16 protein-coding genes, 3 tRNA genes and 1 other RNA gene are annotated in these 20,197 nt (G+C 41.9%); 5 read left to right on the top strand and 15 right to left on the bottom strand.

Going from position 1 to position 20,197, the window contains the following annotated elements; all coding sequences use genetic code 11:
• Window positions 1-202 precede the first annotated feature (202 nt).
• The 3 genes from JI65_RS08250 (at window position 203) to JI65_RS08240 (ending at window position 2,827) form a co-directional block, all read left to right on the top strand.
• Window positions 203-619 (top strand): hypothetical protein, encoded by a 417-nt coding sequence (locus tag JI65_RS08250; RefSeq protein ID WP_191015086.1) that lies wholly within the window; start codon window positions 203-205, stop codon window positions 617-619.
• A gap of 20 nt (window positions 620-639) precedes the next feature.
• On the top strand, window positions 640-1,905 hold the full coding sequence (locus JI65_RS08245) for a M48 family metallopeptidase (protein ID WP_191015084.1): 1,266 nt from the start codon (window positions 640-642) through the stop codon (window positions 1,903-1,905).
• A gap of 106 nt (window positions 1,906-2,011) precedes the next feature.
• The gene (locus JI65_RS08240; RefSeq protein WP_191015081.1) at window positions 2,012-2,827 is read left to right on the top strand and encodes a hypothetical protein; all 816 of its coding nucleotides are present in this window, start codon (window positions 2,012-2,014) and stop codon (window positions 2,825-2,827) included.
• A 34-nt stretch (window positions 2,828-2,861) separates the two neighbouring features.
• On the opposite strand, the gene ffs is transcribed toward JI65_RS08240, so the two are convergent.
• From ffs to JI65_RS08220, 4 genes are all read right to left on the bottom strand, one after another.
• Window positions 2,862-2,959, bottom strand: an RNA gene (ffs, locus tag JI65_RS08235) — signal recognition particle sRNA small type.
• 260 nt (window positions 2,960-3,219) lie between these two features.
• Window positions 3,220-3,294 (bottom strand) — tRNA-Arg (locus JI65_RS08230).
• Window positions 3,295-3,323: 29 nt separating this feature from the next.
• Window positions 3,324-3,408, bottom strand: a tRNA-Ser gene (locus JI65_RS08225).
• Window positions 3,409-3,449: 41 nt separating this feature from the next.
• A tRNA-Ser gene (locus JI65_RS08220) sits at window positions 3,450-3,536 on the bottom strand.
• Between the two features lie 330 nt (window positions 3,537-3,866).
• Here JI65_RS08220 and JI65_RS08215 point away from each other — a divergent pair.
• Entirely contained in the window at window positions 3,867-4,499 is a 633-nt protein-coding gene (locus JI65_RS08215; RefSeq protein ID WP_340138434.1) for a DUF308 domain-containing protein, read from the top strand.
• A gap of 246 nt (window positions 4,500-4,745) precedes the next feature.
• Here JI65_RS08215 and JI65_RS08210 read toward each other — a convergent pair whose 3' ends face one another.
• The 8 genes from JI65_RS08210 to kduI all read right to left on the bottom strand — a co-directional run bounded on the left by JI65_RS08210 (window position 4,746) and on the right by kduI (window position 14,124).
• Window positions 4,746-6,833 (bottom strand): glutamine synthetase III family protein, encoded by a 2,088-nt coding sequence (locus tag JI65_RS08210; protein ID WP_191015075.1) that lies wholly within the window; start codon window positions 6,831-6,833, stop codon window positions 4,746-4,748.
• A 397-nt stretch (window positions 6,834-7,230) separates the two neighbouring features.
• Complete coding sequence (locus tag JI65_RS08205; RefSeq protein ID WP_191015073.1) at window positions 7,231-7,566, bottom strand: hypothetical protein; 336 nt, start codon at window positions 7,564-7,566, stop codon at window positions 7,231-7,233.
• The gene (locus JI65_RS08200) at window positions 7,563-7,700 is read right to left on the bottom strand and encodes a hypothetical protein (protein WP_191015072.1); all 138 of its coding nucleotides are present in this window, start codon (window positions 7,698-7,700) and stop codon (window positions 7,563-7,565) included. The genes JI65_RS08205 and JI65_RS08200 overlap by 4 nt, the downstream gene beginning before the upstream one ends.
• Before the next feature lie 11 nt (window positions 7,701-7,711).
• A complete protein-coding gene (locus JI65_RS08195) occupies window positions 7,712-8,428 on the bottom strand; it encodes an ankyrin repeat domain-containing protein (protein ID WP_191015071.1) in 717 nt (238 codons plus the stop codon).
• Between the two features lie 567 nt (window positions 8,429-8,995).
• Entirely contained in the window at window positions 8,996-9,754 is a 759-nt protein-coding gene (locus JI65_RS08190; protein WP_191015069.1) for a hypothetical protein, read from the bottom strand.
• 89 nt (window positions 9,755-9,843) lie between these two features.
• A complete protein-coding gene (locus tag JI65_RS08185) occupies window positions 9,844-11,412 on the bottom strand; it encodes an ATP-binding protein (RefSeq protein ID WP_191015066.1) in 1,569 nt (522 codons plus the stop codon).
• A gap of 105 nt (window positions 11,413-11,517) precedes the next feature.
• Entirely contained in the window at window positions 11,518-12,897 is a 1,380-nt protein-coding gene (locus JI65_RS08180; protein WP_191015064.1) for a GGDEF domain-containing protein, read from the bottom strand.
• Between the two features lie 384 nt (window positions 12,898-13,281).
• Window positions 13,282-14,124 carry a 5-dehydro-4-deoxy-D-glucuronate isomerase gene (gene kduI / locus JI65_RS08175; RefSeq protein ID WP_191015061.1) on the bottom strand — a complete coding sequence of 281 codons (843 nt, stop codon included), beginning with the start codon at window positions 14,122-14,124 and terminating at the stop codon, window positions 13,282-13,284.
• A gap of 201 nt (window positions 14,125-14,325) precedes the next feature.
• Here kduI and JI65_RS08170 point away from each other — a divergent pair, with 201 nt between their 5' ends.
• Window positions 14,326-15,414 carry a hypothetical protein gene (locus tag JI65_RS08170; protein ID WP_191015059.1) on the top strand — a complete coding sequence of 363 codons (1,089 nt, stop codon included), beginning with the start codon at window positions 14,326-14,328 and terminating at the stop codon, window positions 15,412-15,414.
• Window positions 15,415-15,550: 136 nt separating this feature from the next.
• Here JI65_RS08170 and JI65_RS08165 read toward each other — a convergent pair whose 3' ends face one another.
• The 3 genes from JI65_RS08165 to JI65_RS08155 form a co-directional block, all read right to left on the bottom strand.
• On the bottom strand, window positions 15,551-17,359 hold the full coding sequence (locus JI65_RS08165) for an HD domain-containing phosphohydrolase (protein ID WP_191015057.1): 1,809 nt from the start codon (window positions 17,357-17,359) through the stop codon (window positions 15,551-15,553).
• A gap of 22 nt (window positions 17,360-17,381) precedes the next feature.
• Window positions 17,382-18,095, bottom strand: a complete 714-nt coding sequence (gene rpiA / locus JI65_RS08160) for a ribose-5-phosphate isomerase RpiA (RefSeq protein WP_191015055.1) — start codon at window positions 18,093-18,095, stop codon at window positions 17,382-17,384.
• A 279-nt stretch (window positions 18,096-18,374) separates the two neighbouring features.
• A complete protein-coding gene (locus JI65_RS08155) occupies window positions 18,375-19,874 on the bottom strand; it encodes a type I 3-dehydroquinate dehydratase (RefSeq protein WP_191015053.1) in 1,500 nt (499 codons plus the stop codon).
• Window positions 19,875-20,197: the final 323 nt, after the last annotated feature.

Below are 20,197 nucleotides of genomic sequence, written 5' to 3'. Positions count from 1 at the left end.
AATCAGGAATTCTACATTATGAAAACTGACAAAAAAATCTGCTCTGACGATAGCGCAGACGAATAAACGGAAACGCTAAATTTTAGCTTTACGATTTCAAGCTTTATTTTGCGTTTCCTTTTTTAGGCGGCGTAGCGGACGGCAGAGCAGATTTTTATACCGACAATTTTATAATGAAGAATATCTGGGGAATAATAAAAAAATGAATAATTTAATACTGATGTTAGTGGGGGCAGTCCTCATAATCGCCGCATTTTACATGTTCATCCGATTTTTTCCGAGTTTCTCAAAGAGCGAAAAAAATGAACTCCGCACGCAGAAAAACGAACACGGCGGCACAGAATTTGTCCGCTGCCCGCTCTGCTCAACGCCGCTCGCAAAGTCCGAGAACATGATTTCAAAAATCTACCGGCCGATGAACACGCCTGACCAACGGATGACGGTTTCCGGCTGCCCGCACTGCTATCCTGTCGTCAAAGCCGGGCTACAGCGAAAATGCCCAGTCTGCGGAAAAACAGTCCCAACCGAAGGCTACCTAATCGCGCGCCTCTTTAACCGCACCACGGGCAAAAAACACGTGATGATTACAGGCTGCACCGAGTGCTACAAAAAATCATAATTTTTCGCTAAACTCGTTGCATGAATTTATCAAATATTTTTATCAGCCTTTTTGTAATCGGTACGATTTTTAACTTTTGTCTGAATATGATTCTTGAATTCGCGGATTTTAGGTTCCGCAAAACGAACGGAAGAAACGTTCCGAATGAACTCAAAGAATTCATTGACGCACCGACGCTCGAAAAAACTTGCCGCTACGAGGACTCAAAATACAAAGTCTGGATTTTTTCTTTTACGCTCACCACCGCGCTGGAATTTTTCATAATTTTTTCTGGATTCTTGCCGGCAGTTTACGGCTTTGCCTGCGCAAAAACTCAAAGCGCGTTCCTCCAGATTCTGATTTACGGCGCACTCACGAGCCTGCCCGCCATCATTTTAAAACTTCCTTTCTCGCTTTACCGAGAATTCGGCATTGAAAAACGATTCGGCTTCAGCAAGATGACTTTAAAAATGTGGATTCTTGATTCAGTAAAAAGCTTCGCACTTTCAATGGCTCTCGTTCTTCCGCTTTTGGCAATCGCGCTCGCGCTTTTTAAGCACGCCGAAAACTGGTGGTGGATTTTGCTCGGAAGCGTTTACGTTGCATTCAGTCTGGGCCTTTCCGTAATCTACCCGATTTTTATCGCGCCACTTTTTAACAAATTCACTCCGCTCCAAGAAGGCGAACTAAAAACGCGTCTCGAAAACCTTCTTCAAAAATGCGGTTTTAAGGCAAACGGACTCTTCGTTATGGACGCATCAAAACGAAGCGGGCACTCGAACGCATATTTTACGGGATTCGGCAAAAGCAAACGCGTCGTGTTGTACGACACGCTCATAAACCAGCTCACCGCAGAAGAAATCGAAGCCGTTCTTGGGCACGAACTTGGGCACTACAAGAAGCACCACATCGTAAAACGACTCGCAACGATGATTCCGTTGATTTTTGTAATGCTCTTCGTAATAAATCTTTTTACAAAAATGCCGGCACTTTACGAAAATTTCGGATTCACGCTCAACGGCGCACCAACATACAAAATCATCGTCATCGGCTTTAGTTTGTTTATGAGCTCATTCGGCGGTTTTAGCATCCTCTTTGATTTGATTTCGAATTTCGCTTCCCGAAAGCACGAATTTGAGGCAGACCGATTCAGCGCAGAAATTTGCGGAAGCGGAAAAGGACTGGTCACGGCTCTCATAAAGCTCAACAAAGAAAATCTGAGCGAAATTGAATGCCCAAAGATTTACAGCGCGTTCTTCCACAGCCATCCGCAGCTTTTGGAACGAATAAGAGCGCTTGAAAAATAAGGGAACTCAGCTTTTTAAGTTCAAAACAAAAATGGTGGTTAAGCATAGCCTAAGCCACCTTAACTCATGTCGAATTTATTTCGGCACCTACAGGAAATTAAAAAAAATGAGCGAAAAGACAAACGAGAAAATCGAAAAAGAACGGATGTTCCGCCGGAATTACGGTGATTACCTTACGGAATACCCAAGTTTTTTTGACAAAAAAAACGAAACCGAATTCAACGAACCGTCGGACGAATCCGCAGAGGAACCGAACAACAAAATCAAAAGGTGGGCACAAGCATTTCTTCTAATCGCAATCATTTTTGGAGGTAAAATTTTATATCACAGGCTGCAAGAATACTTTTATTATACGCTCTCGAATGCGGTCGGCTTTTATTCCGCAGCAATTTCCGTGCCTCTGGCAATAGTCGCTTCCGCAGTCGTCGCCACATTTATATTTTTGTTCTTAAAAAACAAAATTCCCGGCCTGAAAAAGATTTTTGAAAAGTTAGATGGCACTATAATTTACTTAGCGGTGGCATTTTTTCTCATTTCGATTCCTATCACATTCATTTTTAGAACAGAACTGTTCCCAGACAAAATCGTCAAATACGGCTTTCCGAACAGAATCGAAAAATCCGTTCAAATAGCAGACTCCAGACAAATCGAGCTTACAATAAAAAAAGAAAAACACACATCAAAAAGTCATTCGTATTACACTTACCATCTTGGATTGATTTTTGTTTTTGACGACGAAAGTTTCGCTTTTTATGAATTCAAAAACTACGACACGATTCTTGAAATTCTGGAAGACTACAAAGACAGCATTCCGATTCGCGTAAGCCACTCTGAATATTTTTGGGATTTTATGAACAAAAACAGAAAAAATCTCTCGCAGAAAAATTACACTGCCCTAAAGAACTACTTCAACAACAAATGAGTCTAAAAACCAGAACTCTCTCTCAAACAAAAAAAGAGCCTGAGAATACTATAGCACACATAAGGGCTTCATACCGTTGCTGCCTTCCGGCTCTCGCGGGGTTTTGAAGGATATGTTGTATAGTTCTCAGGCTCAAAAAGAAACCAAAGGAATCGAACCTCTTTTCTTTGGAAGTCAAAGAAAACACCAGTTCAAGTTTCTAAAATTCGGTTGTCAATTAAAAATTTAATTAAACGATTTAACGCCCAACGCAACTTTGAAAAGCCATGAAAGCGTACCGCCTAACCAAATAATTTAATTGATTTTTGAACGCACGATTTTTCAACCGAATGATTAAAATAAAAAAGCCTGTCGATTAACAGATAACCGAAACCGACAGACCTTTCATTTTTTGAGACTGACACGATTCGAACGTGCGACCTCCACCTCCGCAGGGTGGCGCTCTAATCCAACTGAGCTACAATCTCATATTCGCAAGTGTTTATCTTGCTCCTATCGGAAGCGACAGGAGTTGAACCTGCCCAGCCCTAATGGAACTGACGGATTAGCAATCCGTTGTATTACCGCTCTACCACGCTTCCAAAGCCAGTTCTAAATCTAGTGATTTAAGTTAGGCAGTTAACGGAGCGAGAGGGATTTGAACCCCCGATACGGTTACCCGTATGTCGGTTTTCAAGACCGATGCATTCAGCCTCTCTGCCATCGCTCCATTTGCTTGACGCTCATACAATATATAATTTATAAAAAAATTAGTCAATAGAAGTTTTCGTTTTTTCGCTAATTTTTTTTATTTTTTAGCCCAACAAATAAATTCAGGGATTCCGCATTCTAAACTTACAGGTGTAAAAAAAAATTGTCTGCAGTACCGCAAAAAAATGTTTTTGTTCACGCGGTGCAAGGTGTAAGGAAAATTATTGACGCCGCAAAGCGGCTCACCTTGCAAACGTTCACAAAAGCCATTTTTTTCGCTCTCTTTCCGACAATTTTTTTAATCAGTTTCCCCATAATTCGGACTCTCGCAACCTGCAAATAAACTTTTATGGACTTTTCACAACTTGTTGAATATAGTTATAGTATGAATAAAAATAGTTTTTTAATTGGAATACTAACACTAATCATCGGAATTTTGATTTTATTGGCACAAGATGCTTTCATAAAATTCGCAATCATCATTCTTGGAATTGCCGCAATCATAAGCGGAGTGTCGGCAATGATTTCGGCCCACAGCCAGACCCGCGATACTGTTTACACAAACATTACGTTTTTGCGCGGTGTGCTAAGCACGATTGTCGGTCTTGCCGCAGTCTCGTCCCCGCTCTATCTTGCCGAAACCATGTTCAACGCCGTAACGTACATACTCGGAATTTATTTTTTGATTTCGGCGTTCATGCAGATTTTTACGACATTGCGCCTTTATAAAAACGGAATACAAATCAAAAATTCCTTGATTGAAATTCTTACAGCCTTCATATTGGCCGCATTCCTTTTTATGATGAATTTTAAGGCATTCAAAACGGTCATTTTCATAATCGCCCTCCTTCTTATCCTGGCCGGAAGCGCAATTATTTTCTTACAGTGGAAAAAGCGCCCGCTCGTAATAAATCCGGATTCTGTGGAAACAATTGACAACGCCACTGCTGACGAAAACAGAAAAGACGAAGACGACAAATAAAATTCCACTCAAAAAAATAAGGCTGCCTGCAACCAAAATCAACGGCAGCAGACAGCCTTAAATATTCGGTGACAAATTGTGGCCGTCCAGGAACTTTGTTGCATACGGCCACTGAGCGAAGTCTAAGTGCCAATCACACTATTTGTATCAGTTTCGACTCCGCTCAACCACAGCCTTTATTCTTTTTGGACAGCCCCAGCTGTATTTACAGATTCCGAAACATAGGCTTCGGAACGGCAGGATTCATTAAATACGGAAAAGCAAATCTTCATAGACAGGGAATGGCTTGTATTCCTCGCCCAAAAGCGGCTCAATCTCGTCGGCAACCGCGCGAGTCTCGTTCATAAGCGGAATAACCTCATCCGCATACGTGCGGGCCACTGCCATAACATCAGACTTTATCTTTGCCTCAGCATGTTTTGAGGCAAGCGCCTCGGCCTTCTGTGCGAGCGAATCAACAAGAGAATCAAGTTTTGAAAGCAACGAAGTCTCCGCATGAGCCTTTGCCCCAGGAACCACAGCCTTCAAATCGATTACAGTCTTGCTTACAGCCGCCATGTATTTATATGCCGCAGGCAAGATATCTTTGTTTATCATCTCAAGCATCGTCTGAACTTCAATATTCAGAATCTGCGCATATTTTTCGAGCTTGATTTCGTAGTGAGATTCCATCTCCTCTTTTGTGTAAACTTCCGTTTCGGTAAAGAGCTTTATATTTTTCTCGTCAAGATAGTGCGCAACTGCGTCCGGAGTAGTCTTCAATTCCAAAAGACCGCGTTTGTGAGCCTCCTCGCGCCAAGACTCGTCGTAACCGTTTCCGTTAAACACGATTCGCCAGTGAGCTTTTACTTCACGAACGATGAGAGCGTTAAGGGCAACTTCAAAATCATCGGCCTTTTCAAGTTCGTCCGCAAATTCTTTTAGCACGTACGCGACGATTGCGTCCAAAGTCGTGTTCGGACCGGCAATGGAAAGACTGGAACCTGCCGAACGGAATTCGAATTTGTTTCCTGTAAACGCAAAAGGAGACGTTCTGTTTCGGTCGGTAGAATCTTTTGGAATTGACGGAAGCACGTCAACACCGATTGTCATTTTTGCCTGTTTGTCAGTAGCATAAGGTTTTCCGTCTTTTATTGACTCAAGAATCTTAAAAAGCTCATCTCCAAGATAAACAGAAATGATAGCAGGCGGGGCTTCGTTCGCGCCAAGTCGATGGTCATTTCCGGCAGATGCGACCGTGATTCGAAGCAAATCCTGATTTTCATCAACAGCCTTCAAAATCGCCGTAAGGAACAAAAGGAACTGCGCGTTCGACTCAGGAGTTTTTCCAGGCTCAAGAAGATTCTCGCCGTCGCTCGTCGTCATAGACCAGTTGTTGTGCTTTCCAGAGCCATTCACGCCGGCAAAAGGCTTTTCGTGGAGAAGGCATTCAAGCCCCTGGCGTTTTGCGACTTTTTTCATCACTTCCATTGTGAGCTGGTTCTGGTCAACAGAAATATTTGTGGTGGAGAAAATCGGGGCCATCTCGTGCTGGGCAGGAGCAACCTCGTTGTGCTCGGTCTTAGAATAAATACCGTACTTCCAGAGAACTTCGTTGAGTTCTTCCATATATTTTACGATTCGCGGATTGAGAGCTGCAAAATACTGGTCGTCCATTTCCTGACCTTTCGGAGGTTTTGCGCCAAACAAAGTGCGTCCCGTCATGCGAAGGTCCTTGCGCTGCGCCCAAAGATTGTGGTCAACAATAAAATATTCCTGCTCGGCACCGACAGTAGGAACAACACGCTTTACGTTCTTTCCGAACAATTTGAGGATTCGCTTTGCCTGCTGGTCAAGAACTTCCATTGAACGGAGCAAAGGAGTTTTTTTATCGAGAGCTTCGCCAGTGTAAGAACAGAAAGCGGTCGGAATACAGAGAGTGTGCTCTTTTATGAACGGATAAGAAGTCGGATCCCAGACCGTATATCCGCGGGCTTCAAAAGTTGCCCGGTGACCGCCAGAAGGAAAAGAAGAAGCGTCAGGCTCGCCTTTTACAAGCTCCTTTCCGGAAAAAGACATGATTACAGTACCGTCATCCTGCGGGTTGATAAAAGAATCATGCTTTTCGGCAGTGATTCCTGTCAACGGCTGAAACCAATGAGCGTAGTGTGTTGCGCCTTTTTCGATTGCCCATTCTTTCATTGAATGTGCAACAACATTCGCAACATCAAGTTGAAGCGGGACTCCATCGTCAAGAGTCTTTTTCAGTGCCTTAAAAGTTTCTTTTGGCAATCGGTCTTTCATAACTTTCTGATTGAAAACCAAACTACCAAAAAGCTCAGGTACATTAGACATATCAATTCCCCCAAAATGATTGTATAGTCAAGACTGCCCCAAAAACTCTCTGGGCCAATCTTATAAATAAAGGGCAATGCACAGAACCTTCTTGATTCCAAAAAAATTCTGCACACCGCCCTGCTTAACATCGGCAATTATAGAATTTTCCGGCCGTTGGTTCAATGAAAATGGGGAAAATTCAATGCGAAAAGCAAAGTGTGATATACTATTATTGTTGGAGGGGCGTATATGATGATAAAAGGATATTTTGACGGAACCGCACCCGCCTGAACGCTTTCCGGCATTGGACCTGTGCGACGGGTCGGCCATCATGAGACCGGCCATCGCGCTGTGTGCGGCGACAGCCCCCATTGTCTCGGTGAACTGCACGCCAGTACCGAGAACAGAAAATCTATCAGACCAGTTCTTTCAACAATAAATCTAACTTTTTTGCATGAAAATAATTATCAGTAGCATTCATATTATTATCATAAAACAATGCAACTAGCTGTTCCTGCTTTGGCTTGCAAACAATACATTTTGTATTACCTTGAGTCCAAATTCGAGGTAAAATTTGCCCATCAATACTTGCACATAAATTGTCTGTATTACCAAATAAAATCAGTTGCTGAAATAAATCATACGATTCAAGCTCAACATTTCTTTTAATTATTTCCATTCTTTTAGTTTTTAAATCAGCCTTTACAAATATTGCAATATTATTTTTTTCAATAAAATCATTTATGCTCATTTTCTCCTCCTAAAATCCTGGATCAATCCATATTCCAGGCTCAACTTCTTGTCCCAGGAAGGCTTTGAAAGCTCCGCCCAGCCGCTCTCCCTCCGCGCGTTGTTCCAGTCGAAGTCCAGCATCGTCTGCGCCACAGCACCTCCCCTTAGTTATACGGCGAGTTCTCCATAATTTCTACGAGTTTTTCGCTGTCACCGACCGGAGGGTTGTTTTTCATACCGTCCAGCAGAATTTTCCGGTACTCATTGAACCACGAATCTCCGGCAAGCCCCTCGGCTATAGAAACGGCGCACTCTTCGCCAAGGTTTATAAGGTAATTTGGGTTTGCACCTTTCTCAATATACTCACGGAGCATTTTTTGCGATTCGGGGCTATGCAGAATGTTTTGCTTAACATGATAATAAACCAAAAAAGTTACCGCGTTTATATCATAGCTGCCAAGAAAATTCATATTTTTTTCATTCGCATAATCTTTTATAACATTCCATGTAGCGTAATCCCCGCCGTTAAAATGAGAAAAAAGCATAAAAATATTTTCCCCGTAGTAAACATTCTCTATATCTGCCCCATTTTGTAGAAGAATTTCAATTATTTTAGGATCCCGCTTCAAACTTATTGCAGTATTCAGAGCAGTCATCCCCTCCTCACCGGAAGAAGATTTTAATTTCACACTTCTCTCATTAGCAAGCAACTCAACCATCTGTACATTGTTGCAATATACGGCCGCAAAAATGGGATAATACAACTCCTTTTCAGGATCCTCATGCGCAACGAATTGAACTTCAGGTTTCTCAACCAGCATCGCCTTTACAGCTTCTATATCTCCATTATTTATATCGTTAATAAGTTGCCAATAATCCATAGGGTCAGGGGAATTCGACTGAGGATTCGACTTGCAGGCGTTCAAAAGCAGTGTTGCTACAAACAAAACAAGCAAGATTTGTATTTTCTTCATTATTTTTCTCCATATTTTTTTATTGCTTTTTTTAGAGTTCGTTCAAAAATTCTGTCTTTTGTAGACAAAAAATCAAATCTATAAGTGTTGGTTTTTGAAAATGGGTCATAAATAGGGTTACAATACGATTGAATCGTAAAGAAATTGTTCCCTTTCACAAATTGATTATCCCATTTTATTAAGGATGCCTCTCCTAACGGTAAAGCTTTTGAAAAACCTACAGCACCTCCCCTTAGTTATACGGCGAGTTCTCCATAATTTCTACGAGTTTTTCACTGTCACCAACAGGAGGGTTGTTTTTCATACCGTCTAAAAGCAACCTTCTCTAATATCCCAAAACTTGTGGCAGTTTCTTTGGATGAAACAGTATTTTTAATACTGTGAAACAAAGTCTTTTGTACTATGAAACAGTCTGTTTATTACTTTGAAACTGTTGACTCCCTCTTATATTCTTCCAAGGCATTTTTTAACGCCCTAAAAAGAATAGGTCTTTTCGTAATCTACCAATTTACGATTGTTAAAATCAAAGTCTTTGCCTTTTATCACGACAGAGTTTTTGCTAAACGAAAAATCCCGCTCAAATGCAATGTCGTCTACTTCGTTTGAGAAAAACGCCTGCGAGAACTTTACGCGCTCAGAAAATAGCAGTTCAAGATTTTCCGCCGAAACAGCCACAAAATACAAATCGGTGGTCGCCATTCCAGAGGAAGAATTGTTGCCAATTCCGTACAAAATGCTTTTGCCTCCGTACTCGTATCTGTGGAACAAAATCGGAGTGTAATTTGTGCAAATGTAGTTTATGGCAAGAATCTCGTTCGATTTTTCATCGCACAAGAAAAATATGTGATGTTGCAACAAATCGCGCCCAAGCACTTCCGTAGACTTTTTGTTTTTTGGCGCAATCGACCAATGACTACGGAGCAGATAATTCAAAAAAATCTTTCCGTCAAACTTTATCGCGTTTAAAATTTCATAATTCCCGACTTCAAGATAATCCCGAACCGCGCTCGTCATTTCTGCTTCGGGAGCAAATCTGGAAATCAGTGTTTTCAAAAAACTTTCGCTTTTGAAAGGCTTTAATTCCTCGCTGTTCAGTTCTAGAACTTTGTCCTGCAAGAGAAAATCGATTTTCTCCGTTACGCTCTTCTGCGCTGTGTCCGCTGATTTTGTCGTTGCGCAAGACGCAAACAGGAGTGTCAAAACAGTCGCCAAAATGATTTTACTTGTCTCCATAATATTTCTTCATTACCTTCAATTTTCCGCACCCTGCCGTTCAAGCCAATTTGTTTTAATCGCTCAGCAATTATCGCTTGCACAAAAACTTAGTCTTCCTCAATAATCCAGTCGTCGAGCTGCTCTTTTTGGCTGGAATAATTTACGGCGACCTTGACGATTTTGTGGCCGTCGCTCTTGTAAGCAATCGGGTAATCCTTGCTGTTGATTTGATTCATCGCCTCTTGTGCGGTCTTGTCCATCTTGAACTCAAAGATATAAATCGCTGATTTTTCCCAGACAACAGCGTCGCTTCTGCCGCGACCGTTCTGTACCTCGCAAAGCACGAATTCGCCCATCAGCTTGAAGATGAGCCATACGAAAGCCTGGCAATCAAGCTCGTAGCATTTCTGGTTTGACTTTTTTGGAGCCGAGGCAAATATTTTGTTGATTCGCTCCATGAACTCGTTGACCTTGCCCGCGCGGAGTTCTTTTAAGAAGTTCACGATTTCGATTTTCTTGTCGTCGTTCGGGTAGCCCGCATACAAAGGCAAAAGCCGCTTGTACAAGCCGAATTTCACTTCCGCGTTCGGAATCGCAATAGTGTAGCTTCCAAATTCTTTTTCGTAATTCTTGATTGTGAGATAGCCCGTCTGGTAAAGCATCGGGACTGGCTCGCTGGAGTTCAGGCGATATTCTTCGAGCGAGCGGGAATCCACGTCAATTCCGTATTCCAAAGACTCGTAATCAAACTGAACGTCGAGCATCATCTTTGTGAGGAAAGTCGGCGTGCCTGTCGAGAACCAGTAGCTACCGAAAGAATTATTGAAAAAAGCATTCATCAAGCTGAAAGGATTGTAAACATCGGTTTCTGTATCTTGAGAAAAATGGTAGCCGTCGTAATTCTTCTTGAGTTCAGCAAGACATTCTTCTTTTGAGATTTCGTTTTCTTCTGCCATAAACACAATCTCAGGTACAAAGTTTGATTCAAGTTCTGTCTGCGAAATTCCGCAAACAGAAGTAAAATCGCTGTTCAACGAAATGTCGTTCAGATTATTCAAATCCGAGAAAATGCTCACCTTGTCAAATCGGGTAACACCCGTAATGAATGCAAAGCGAATGTATTGGTCTTCGCTCTTCAAGTTGCCGTAAAAGCCTTTCAGCACGGAGCGGATTTTGTCCTCAACTTCGCTGTTCAAAACGTGCTGCAAAAGCGGCTTGTCGTACTCGTCCACCAAAACGACGACCTGATTCCCGGTCTTTTCAAAAGCAGCCTTTATCAAGTTTCTAAAGCGAATCGCAACATCTTTTGACTCAGTACGCTTGCCGTAAATCGCCTCGTATTCCAAAAGCGAGTCATCGATTTTTTCAATCAAATCTTCTACGCTGTCGTAACTTTTGCCAGTAAAATCAAAATACAAAACCGGGTATTTCTTCCATTCAGTCTCAGTCTCAGAAAGTGCAAGACCTTCAAACAAATCTTTGCGGCCTTCAAAATAACTCTTTAGCGTGGAAAGAAAAAGTGACTTGCCGAACCGGCGCGGTCGGCTCAGAAAATACGGTTTTCCGACACGCACTAATTTTTCGACAAACTGAGTTTTATCGATATAAACGCAATTTTTTATGCGGATTTCCTCAAATGTCTGGATGCCAATAGGCAGGTTTCTTCTTTCGCTCATAAGCACATTATAGCATGATAAGTCAATAGCAGGCTACGCAACATCCAGGGATTTCGCATTATGAACTTGCTGGTGCAAAAAATTGTCTGCACAGACACAAAGAATCTATTTTTCGCCGGCCTCAAAGAAAGTGCATCCGCAACGACCGTTGTTTTTTGTAAAATATAGAGCCTTGTCCGCGTTCGAAAAAAGCGCGTCGTAAAATCCGTGGGAGGAAAAAGCCACTCCGCAGCTCACAGAGAACGGAGGAAGATTTTTTCGCTTCGGGTTCTGTAATTTTTCGTTCAAATCTTCTATTTTTTTTCTGATTAAATCTTTGTCATCGGGAGACACACCAGAAACAAGGATTGCAAACTCGTCGCCGCCATATCTGAACGCATATTCACAAGAAGTAAAATTAAAATTGTGGGAAAGATTCTCGGCAACTTCTTTTAAGGCAATATCGCCTGTCTTGTGCCCAAAAGTGTCGTTTATGTATTTAAAATGGTCAACATCCACCAAAAGCAGAGCGAGCGGCTTGTCTGACTTTTCGAGCATATTCGAAATCTTCTCATACGCACCGCGATTCAAAATTCCGGTAAGACTGTCGTGGTCGGCAAGATGCTGCAATTTTATTCTTTTTTGCCTGTTCAGGCGGAAGATTTCGTTGAACGCCGACGCAAAATACCTGAATTCGGCAGGTCCGATTTCTTCAAGAAAATCATCTGACTGAATGCTTTTTATGTAGCTTCTGATTGGCTTTAAAACCAAAAAGTCAATGAAAAGGAAAAGTCCCACAATCAGGCAAACCAAAAGAACAATGTAAATGCCCATCACCAAGAGAGATTTATTAAAATTCTCCCGGCTCTCGTTTTTTTGATTCAGCGCATAGTTTTTTATAAGTTCCGAAGCATGGGCAAGCTGGCTTATAATCTGCCGGCTAGAATTTCTGTAGCCGCCATTAAAAATCAGCAACTTTGCGCGTTCTCTTTTTTCCGCATCAGAAAGTTGCAAATCTTCGGCAGGAAGTTCAAAATCCAAAAGTGATTTTGGAAGGATATTTTTAGAAACATTATCTGCGATTGCAAGCAACTTCATCGCATGGATTTCGGTCTTCATAAGGTCGTTGGATTTTTTTAAGGCGGAATCAGCCAGCCACAGAACATTTATTTCAGGCTCATCCAAAATAGAGGTGAGCGTTTCCATAGCCTTTTCTCTGTGCTGCTTTACGTCCGATTCTTCAAAATACAAACTCAAATATTCTACCTGTTCCGAAAGCACGTAAAGCCGAACCTGTTCCGTAAGATACAGCGAGCCATTCTTTAATTCGTCAATTGCCCTTTCCGCAAGGGCACAATTGTCAGAAGTCGTAATATGTTTTTTATATTTGTAAGCAAAATCAAAAATTCCAATAATCGTGAGGGCAAAGAGAATAAAGGCGATGCAAAGCATGACAATGCTTACGATTCGAATATGTATTCCACGAAATCTATTGTTTTTCGGCATGAAAACTCCCACCCACGCAAAGGACTGTCCAAAAAGTCCGTTGTCCAGCGTCATTCAAAAACAAGTTCTGCATGACAATACTTTTTAGGTCGAATGTCGAGTTTTTAAGTCAACGTAAAAAAATGCGTCTACTACAAAAAAAGCGCGCCTGCCCAGCCAAGCTGAAGGTAATAGGAATCCGACTTCGCTCGTTTCACTCGCTCGCGAACCTTCAGAATGGCTCCACAGTCGCTTACTTTTTTTCTCGTTACCGCATTTTTCTGTTTGGTTTTAAAACTCGAAATCGAGCCTTTTAGTCAGCCCAATCTCATACGTTACAGCCAGTGCTGATGCCGAAACATATTCGGCATAACAGCCTTTTTAGACAGAACACTACAATTCTTACTATCTCAAATCTGGAGTTTTAATCCAGTCCTGATCTGTGTAAGTTCGGTTTTCTCCGCCCATAGACCAGATGAAAGTATAGTTGCTAGTTCCGCAACCAGAATGAATTGACCATGAAGGATTGATTACGGCCTCGTCGTTGTGCATAACGATGTGTCGAGTCTGCTGAGGTTCGCCCATAAAGTGGAACACAACCTGATCCTCCGGGAAGTCAAAATAGAAGTAAACTTCCATTCGGCGCTCGTGGGTGTGAGCAGGCATTGTATTCCATACAGAACCAGTCTCAAGGTGAGTCATTCCCATAGAAAGCTGGCAGGTTTCGAGAATATCTGGGTGAATGTACTGATTGATTGTGCGGTCGTTTGCTTCTGCGGCAGAACCCATGTGAATGTGGTTAGCCTGCTCGTAAGTGATTACGCGACTTGGATATGTGCAGTGAGCCGGCGTAGAGTTCATATAGAATTTTGCAGGTTTTGAAGAATCTTTTGATTCAAGAGTAACATCTTTTGCACCTGCACCGAGGTAAAGGGCATCATAGTGATTTACTTCGTAAGTCTTTCCGTCAACAACAACGATTCCGTCACCGCCGATATTAATCATTCCAAGTTCGCGGCGCTGCAAAAAGAAGTCAACTCCGAAATCCTTCATCGCATCAATATTTTTGTCCAGTTTTACTTTTGTATCTACAGGCATTGCCCCCAAAGTCACAATGCGGTCAATATGACTGTAAACGGCAGTAACATCATTTTTTACAAAGATGTTTTTTACGAGAAATTCATCTCGCATTTCTTCGGTAGTCATTCTTTTGAACGGTTCTTTTCCAGTGGAATATCTAATATCCATTAGTTTCAGCTCCTTTTTCGCTTGACGTTTTTTAGTAATGTCATAAGGGAACCTTGAAAAACTAACAGAGTTTTTCGAGCTCCCCATAAATTTTAGAATTACGATTTTACCATTATTTGAAAGTTATGGGTATCGCATTATTTTGACATTACATTTTTTTTATTTTAATCTGTAACTCTAAAAAATGTAATGGAGAAAAATATGAAAAATTTTAGACTAAAAAGACTGACTGGAAGTCTGTTCATTTTTCTTACCGCCGTTTTTTCAGCAGCGGCAAAGCCGGAAAATGTCCTTAAAAACAAGATGTTTGAAGTAAAATCTGCTGATTCGCAAACGGCAGAAGCAACTTACTTTTTTTTAGAAAACACACTGACGATTACAAGTGGCGGGCGGACTGAAGCCGAATGCACCTACAGTCTTCACAAAAATTCCACAGCAAAAAGCGGAACTCTCACCCTTACCTACACAAAAGCTGGTCTCAGCTGGCTTTTTGATTCTGCAGAAAAAGGCGACAAGCTTTACACAAAAAAAGAAATCCTTTCGATAATCGAGAGCAAGGAATATCAGAAAAAATTAATATTTTCAAATTTAGGACTTCCGAAGCAATTTGAAAACGAAATTGACTTTGATTCTCCTGACTGGCAGAACACGGCATACAATATCATAACGTTTACGCAACTGACGCACAGAGATGAAAATTCAAGGAATTTGACTTACGATTCAAAAGAAGACTATTCAAAAAAACTTCAGGATTTTCTCAAGAAATCAGATGACGAAATGGCCCACAGCGAGCTTCTTATAAAAAACATGCTCGTAATGAAAGTTGACAGCCTAAAAAAAGAAGGCACAAAACATCTCAAGTACCTGTTTGAAAACGAAATGGACTCACCGGCGGTCTACGACTACACTTTTGACGGCGAAAAGCTGATTCTAAAGGAAAACACAAAGCTCACTCCGGCAAAAATGGCATTTTTTGCATGCAACTCAGACAACTCAGGCTCCACAAGTCCGTTCATGTTTATGAACGGTACTGCGATGCAGGCAAATACGACCGAAAGGAATATTTTCATTCCTAAAAAGTCGCCTTCTAAGGACAAAGGCAAGCTGACTTTCGTAAATCTCGGAAATCCAAAGGACACGTTTGAAGCAAGCTATAAAATAAACCGGAATGAAGAAATTTCTTTTGACCTTGAAATTCTTTCTGGAAACTTCAAAGGAACAAAAATACGAATTTCCGAAAAACTAGACCAGATTGAACTTACGAACAAGCCCTGGTTCCAGCAGGACTAATATATTGAATGACAAGTAAATGTCGCCCGTCATTCCGAACCTGTTTCGGAATCTCTGAATCCAGATGCTGAAATAAATTCAGCATGACGGAAAGCATGCAAAAATGGTCTGCACGCCAGACAAAAAACGATTAAGGTTAAACCGGCTCCAGTTCTTCAACCTCGTCAACAGAAACCGCATCACCTGACGCATCGCCTTTTTTGGGATTAAGAGCGACATTTCCCAAAGCGGATTTTTGAACTTTTGGAGCGCCGTTATTTTGCTCGTCCTTGACTTTTTGCAAGTACGCGATGATTTCTTCACGCATTCCCAAAAAGATTTTTGCAAGTTCAGGGTCAAAATGGGTTCCAGACTCTTTTTCGATTATCACAAAAACCTCTTCAACAGGAACTGCCTCCTTGTAAATTCGCTTTGAGGCAATGGCGTCAAAACAATCCGCAATGGCAAGAATTCTGGCACTCAAAGGAATCTGCGTGCCGGAAAAACCGAACGGATAGCCGCATCCGTCCCACTTTTCGTGATGATAAAGCACAACGTCAATGCACATACGAAGCATGTCAGGCTCAATGCTGTCGCCAAAAACCTGCCGAACGAGAAGCGAGCCAACGCTCGTATGAGTCTTCATAATTTCAAATTCTTCCTCGGTGAGTTTTCCGCGCTTATTGAGAATAGAATCGCTTATGGAAATTTTTCCAATATCGTGCATGGCAGCCGCGTTGCCAATCATGCTCAAGAAACGCTCGTCAACTTCGTCTTTGTGCAAACCGTGGTCATAAAGATATTTAGAAATCATCAGAGCGTAATTTTTTGTGTTCTGAACGTGCAGGCCAGTATTTGCGTCCCGATATTCAATCAACGTCGCCATACCGTCAATTACAGATTCCTGAATTTTTACGAGCGCCTGAGTCTGGTTATGAAGCTGGCTCACCTGCTCAGAAACCTTGAGTTCAAGCTGATTTTTGTAATCGCGTAAAATGCGCGCATATTTGCTGACTTTATTTCGTGTCTGAAAATTCGAAAAACTCAGATAGAAAATAAAAATCATAACGAACACGAGCGAGCCCATTGCAAGCCAAAAAGTAACCTGTAAATTCCTGAAGACCTGCATTTTATCTACAATCAAGGCAATCCGCCAGTCATCAAAAATTTTTTGGGAAATAATCAGGCAGTCCCGCCCCTTATGATTTTGCTCAAAAATACCGTTTTCCGCCGAAAAGATTTTTTCTGTAAGGGCTTTTTCCTCGGAATTATATCCGCGCAAAAGATAATTTTTTCCACGCTCCAGCGAATCCGAATGAACCAGAATCTGCCCAGACTTGTCCACTATAAAAACAGTTCCGTTCATCTCAAGGTTTAGATTCTTCGCGTATTCCTGAAGAGAGTTCATGGAAATATCCATGGCAAGAACGCTCTCCCCGTCCGCCAAAAGGCAACTCACCGAAATTATAATATGGTGGGTCATCGCATCCAAATACGGCTGACAGATTACTGTTTTTCCGCCAGCCGACTTTGCGGCCTTGTACCATTCACGGTCGGTCGGTACAAATTTTTCGTCTGGAATCCAGTCCAGCCCGTCAAAATATTCACCGCCAATATAGCCATAAAGACCGTAAGAAGCATCGTTCAGCCGATTTTTACATTCTGCCGTAACGTATGAAAAATACTCCTGAAGAGTTTCCGAAGGAACTTTTTTTATGGCCATGTGATTCACGGAGGTTTCTATGCCGTTCAAGAATTCAACACAGCCATTCAAAAAACCATTTATTTCTTCGCTCGCCTCATAAAGATTTTTTTCGCCAATCGAAATCGCATCTTTTTTTGCAATGCGGTAAAAATGGGCGAAAGACACAAAAAATATGCAGAATAATGCCAAAATCACAATGATTTGAGAAAAAATAAAAAAAAACAGATTTCCGTTGGAAAGTTCTTTTGAATTTTTTTTCATACGCTAAAATCCGCTAAAATCTCTAACGGATTTCAACAGAACCGTCTGATTTTGCAATAAACACTACAGGTTTAAGTTTTGTAAAAAATCCTACTTCAACAACGCCCACGATTTTTGAAATTTTGTCTTCCATTTCGCGCGCGTCAACTGGATTTTCCCAAAGACAGTCCAAAATTTGATTTCCGTTATCGGTAATAACCGGCCCACATTTTCTTACACCTTCGCGAAGAACGCACTTTGCACCAAGTTTGTTCAATGCCTTTTCCACGCAAATTCGTGCAGAACCAATAATTTCTACAGGCAAAGGGAATTTTGTTCCCACGGTTTTTACAGATTTTGACTCATCGGCAACGATTGCATAGGCTTTTGAGTTGTAAGCGACAATTTTTTCGAGAAGAAGGGCAGCCCCGCCTCCCTTAATCAAATTATTCTCGCCGTCAATCTCGTCCGCTCCGTCAATCGTAAGGTCAAGCTCGCCGCCAATTTCGCGGTCGTTCAACGTAAAAACTGGAATTCCCAATTCCTTACAATAATTTTCGGTCTGAAAACTCGTAACCACCGCTTTTATATTTTGTAAAGTTCCGTCACAAATTCTCTCAGAAAGCCGCTTTACCGCCGGAAGAGCCGTACTGCCGGTTCCAAGACCAATTTTCATGCCTGAAAATATTTTTTTTTCTGAAATCAACGTATCGATTGCAGTGCTAGCCGCAAGGATTTTCTGTTCGTCTTTTGTCATTTTGTCCTCTATTTTTTTTAAAATTTTGTGGTGATTGAGCTGGAGCAAAACCACAGTGCTTGTCATTTCGACTCCGCTCAATGCCCGTTAAATTATTAGGTTCAATTTCGAGTTTTTACAAAGCCCGTCATTCCGAACTCGTTTCGGAATCTCTTCCAACGTTGCAGGGGGCGTAGATGCTGAATCAAGGCGACCGCGAAAACGAAAGCGGTCGAGTTCAGCATGACAGCAGTGCGCTCTCCTCGCATGCCAGAAAACTCAAAATTCGGTCTGATATTTTTAATTCTGCTCGTAAACTTTTTTGTAAAGTTCAAACTGAGCTTCTGCCTGATACTCAAGCATTTTAAAACCATTGCAGACTTTACAGCCCGAAGCCGCAGCCCTTTGCATTACAGGCGTAACTTCAGGTTCGTAAACGATGTCAAAAAGCAATTCAGTTCCCAAGAATTCGTAGAACCAAATCGGGTCGTTCGTTTCGTCCGATTCCGATGTCGCGCCCATTCCTTTTGAAGTCGTCTGAATTATGATGTCGGAATATTCCCTGAGCTTTTCACGGGAAGCCGCGTCAAGAGGCGCATAGTCAAATCCGTATTGCTCGGCAAGTTTTCTAGCTTTTGGAATCGTCCTGTTAAAAACGCAGGCCTTTGCCCCAAGTTCGTGAACGGCGAACGCAATCGCTTTTGAAGCCCCGCCCGCACCGATTATCGCAACGTTCTTGCCCTTCAGGTCCGAAAGAGAAGTAAATTCAAGAAGCGCACGCTGGAATCCGGTACAGTCGGTATTGAAACCAGTCCAAACTCCGCCGTCATTTATCACCGTGTTGCAAGCTCCGATTTCCTGAGCTTTCGGGTCAATTTTGTCCAGGAACGCCATTATATTTTCTTTGTGCGGAATCGTTACGCTGAATCCTTTTATGTCAGCAGTCTTTGCAAAGTGGAACGCATCCTGCGCAGACTCTGAACGGAACGGAATGTAGACCGCATTCATACAATTTTTCTTAAAATATGCATTGTGGATTTTTGGGCTTGAAGTGACTTTTAAAGGATAGCCTGTGATTCCAAAAATCTTTGTTCTGACTTCAAGTGAATGAAAATAATATCTCGTCTCCAAAGTTTTTGGGTCAATATGACCGATTTCTGCAAGATTTCCGATTAGCTCAGACGGAGATGTGTACGTCAAATATGAATGGAAGCGGGCTGCAAGGATTCTTGTTGGAAGTCCCAGCGGTCCCATGGCACATAAAATCTGATTTGAATTTTTTAATTTTTCAGCTTCAACCAAAAGGTCGGTAACGTCCTGCAAAGAGTGTGGCATGAATGCAATTTTAGGGATTTCGAACCCCGTAACGCGCATTTTGTTCACACGCTCAACAATATTGCTCACAGGCTCCGTCATATTGTGATAAGAACGAATAATCTTTGTTCCGAATGCCATTGCCGCATCCTGCAAACTTGGAACGTTAAAATCTTCCTCAAAATCAACGTAGGCAAAGTTTTTAGCGGAATTCTGCTCGGCAAATGCAAGCGCACGCGCAAAAAGCATTGTTCTGGAAGCCTCGCCTTCGCTGTAACGCCCACCGTCAATCACACGACGAATCGTCAGTATGCAGGGGATTTTTACCATTGAAGGAAAATTTCGGATATTAAGTCGCTCATCGTCTTCTAGAAAGTCAACGCGAAGTTCAACGATGTCGATATACTGACGGTACTGCTCTGCAATTGCAAGGTCTTCTTCGAGTGTCGCCCCGGTAAGACAAAGACAAATCAGTGGACGTGCCATTTTTTTTCTCCTTGATTTTTTGAATTAGAGAGGGCTTCTAAAAAACTTTCAGATATTTTTTAGCCGCCCACTAATACATTACTATATTCAGGGTTCAAAAACAATGGCACGCACGCGTCCTCATGGCAATCAGTTTCCGTAACGCGTCCACAGGGATTCCGCATTATTGGTAAGTGGACAAAAAAAATTGTCGGAACGAGAGCAAAAAAACGGCTTTTGTGAACGTTTGCAAGGTGAGCCGCAAAGCGGCGTCAATAATTTTCCTTACACCTTGCACCGCGTGAACAAAAACGTTTTTTTGCGGTAGTGCAGACAATTTTTTT

Origin of the sequence: Treponema zioleckii (assembly GCF_014737315.1) — a bacterium.
In the GTDB taxonomy this organism is placed as follows: Bacteria; Spirochaetota; Spirochaetia; order Treponematales; family Treponemataceae; genus Treponema_D; species Treponema_D zioleckii.
The sequence above is the reverse complement of the archived record's forward strand: the minus strand, read 5'-3'. Positions and strand labels throughout refer to the sequence as shown.

Bases quoted from the DNA above. Each gene is read 5' to 3' on its own strand.
- JI65_RS08250 (WP_191015086.1), top strand. From the start codon at position 203: ATGAATAATTTAATACTGATGTTAGTGGGGGCAGTCCTCATAATCGCC.
- JI65_RS08245 (WP_191015084.1), top strand. From the start codon at position 640: ATGAATTTATCAAATATTTTTATCAGCCTTTTTGTAATCGGTACGATT.
- JI65_RS08240 (WP_191015081.1), top strand. From the start codon at position 2,012: ATGAGCGAAAAGACAAACGAGAAAATCGAAAAAGAACGGATGTTCCGC.
- JI65_RS08215 (WP_340138434.1), top strand. From the start codon at position 3,867: ATGGACTTTTCACAACTTGTTGAATATAGTTATAGTATGAATAAAAAT.
- JI65_RS08210 (WP_191015075.1), bottom strand. From the start codon at position 6,833: ATGTCTAATGTACCTGAGCTTTTTGGTAGTTTGGTTTTCAATCAGAAA.
- JI65_RS08205 (WP_191015073.1), bottom strand. From the start codon at position 7,566: ATGAGCATAAATGATTTTATTGAAAAAAATAATATTGCAATATTTGTA.
- JI65_RS08195 (WP_191015071.1), bottom strand. From the start codon at position 8,428: ATGGATTATTGGCAACTTATTAACGATATAAATAATGGAGATATAGAA.
- JI65_RS08190 (WP_191015069.1), bottom strand. From the start codon at position 9,754: ATGGAGACAAGTAAAATCATTTTGGCGACTGTTTTGACACTCCTGTTT.
- JI65_RS08185 (WP_191015066.1), bottom strand. From the start codon at position 11,412: ATGAGCGAAAGAAGAAACCTGCCTATTGGCATCCAGACATTTGAGGAA.
- JI65_RS08180 (WP_191015064.1), bottom strand. From the start codon at position 12,897: ATGCCGAAAAACAATAGATTTCGTGGAATACATATTCGAATCGTAAGC.
- kduI (WP_191015061.1), bottom strand. From the start codon at position 14,124: ATGGATATTAGATATTCCACTGGAAAAGAACCGTTCAAAAGAATGACT.
- JI65_RS08170 (WP_191015059.1), top strand. From the start codon at position 14,326: ATGAAAAATTTTAGACTAAAAAGACTGACTGGAAGTCTGTTCATTTTT.
- JI65_RS08165 (WP_191015057.1), bottom strand. From the start codon at position 17,359: ATGAAAAAAAATTCAAAAGAACTTTCCAACGGAAATCTGTTTTTTTTT.
- rpiA (WP_191015055.1), bottom strand. From the start codon at position 18,095: ATGACAAAAGACGAACAGAAAATCCTTGCGGCTAGCACTGCAATCGAT.
- JI65_RS08155 (WP_191015053.1), bottom strand. From the start codon at position 19,874: ATGGCACGTCCACTGATTTGTCTTTGTCTTACCGGGGCGACACTCGAA.